We start from the raw sequence: 1,719 nt of genomic DNA on the forward strand, positions 1-1,719 counted from the left end.
TTTGCCCCTCTTTTGCCAGTCAAAATTGGTCTGGGAGCCTTGACTATCTTTATCACCTACTATCTCTTTAAAGTCATTCCTGACAAAGAATAGATAAAAATAGTAGTTATTTGCCTTGATAAAAATGAAAGCATATTCACAATAATATGATATAATAAATTTAAAGAAAACATCAAGGAGAATCAAATGATTTACGAATTTTGTGCTGAAAATGTGACCTTGCTTGAAAAAGCTATGCAGGCTGGGGCTCGTCGAATCGAACTTTGTGATAATTTAGCAGTTGGTGGGACAACACCAAGCTATGGAGTAACCAAGGCAGCTGTTGAATTGGCCGCTAACTACGATAGCACCATCATGACCATGATTCGTCCACGTGGTGGCGACTTTGTTTATCAGGATCTGGAAATTGCCATCATGCTAGAAGACATTCGTTTGACTGCTCAAGCAGGTAGCCAAGGGGTTGTCTTTGGTGCTTTAACTGCTGATAAGAAGTTGGATAAGGCTAATCTTGAAAAGTTGATTGCCACATCTAAAGGAATGGAAATTGTCTTTCACATGGCCTTTGATGAATTAAGTGATGAAGACCAGTTGGAAGCCATTGACTGGCTCAGCCAAGCTGGTGTCACTCGTATCTTGACTCGTGCTGGCGTATCTGGTGACTCGTTAGAAAAACGTTTTGCCCACTATCAAAGAATTTTGGAACATGCAAAAGGTAAAATTGAAATCTTACCAGGCGGAGGGATTGACTTGGACAACCGTCAAACCTTTATCGACCAACTTGGTGTGACTCAATTGCACGGTACCAAGGTTGTCTTTTAAAAAATAGAAAGGAACTGCTAGCTTTGGGTAGCAGTTTTCACTTATGTTTGAAATTTTTAAATCCTATCAGTTTAATCAAGAAAAAGCTCGTGTCTATGGTTTTATAGAAAATGAGGGAGTCTGGACCTACAGTTTCCAGATTTTGGATGGAGTCTTTGTCATGAATGTGTCCATCACAACGGATAATGTGAGCTTTCAAGTTTTTGATCAGGAGACTGGTGACCTTTATCCTCAAGTTCATATGGAAAGCATGCGTGGAACTTTTGTTGGAAGTGTCCGTCAAGCCTGTCTGGAGATTCTCTATCAGATTCGGAAGGCTTGTTTTGATGTGCAGGATTTTATCTGCCCTCAGACTAAGCGCATCATGGCTCAAGTTCAAGAAAAGCATGGTAATCAGTTGGAATATCTATGGGAAAAATCGTCTGATACGGCAGTATTACGTCATGAAGATAGTCAAAAGTGGTATGCTGTTTTAATGAGAATTCCTTGGGATAGGCTAGATAAGGGGAGAGAAGGTCTAGTGGAAGCAGTTAACCTTAAACACGACCAAATAGCCGATTTGCTTTCAAAAAAAAGGCATTTATCCAGCCTTTCATATGAACAAACGCTACTGGATTAGTCTTGCTCTTGATGATAGTTTATCTGATGATGACGTTCTAGAATTGCTAGAAATCAGTTGGAATTTGACATTGAAAAAGTAAGGAAATTACCTTGTATTTTCAAATACTTTCAATTAGCAAAATATTCTTTACTGAAGAAATTTTCAGAAAATATTGGATTTTTTCTTGACAAGAGATTTTTCCTATGCTAAAATACTTAACAAGACATCAAACGAAGGAGAAAGTCAAACATGAAAACAGCTAAGTTTAATCAATTTGCTTTGTTGTTGAGGTACTCGGG

Annotated in this window: 1 protein-coding gene and 1 pseudogene; both read left to right on the forward strand. The window is 38.4% G+C overall.

Annotation, left to right across the window (positions count from 1 at the left end):
- Positions 1 to 186: 186 nt before the first annotated feature.
- The gene (locus SORDD24_RS02145; RefSeq protein ID WP_061407038.1) at positions 187 to 819 is read left to right on the forward strand and encodes a copper homeostasis protein CutC; all 633 of its coding nucleotides are present in this window, start codon (positions 187 to 189) and stop codon (positions 817 to 819) included.
- A 43-nt stretch (positions 820 to 862) separates the two neighbouring features.
- Positions 863 to 1,520: pseudogene (locus SORDD24_RS02150) on the forward strand (MmcQ/YjbR family DNA-binding protein).
- The last annotated feature ends 199 nt before the right edge of the window (positions 1,521 to 1,719 follow it).

The organism is Streptococcus oralis, from assembly GCF_001579175.1.
GTDB lineage: Bacteria > Bacillota > Bacilli > Lactobacillales > Streptococcaceae > Streptococcus > Streptococcus oralis_O.

Coding starts and splice junctions, on each gene's coding strand:
- SORDD24_RS02145 (WP_061407038.1), top strand. CDS start 187: ATGATTTACGAATTTTGTGCTGAAAATGTGACCTTGCTTGAAAAAGCT.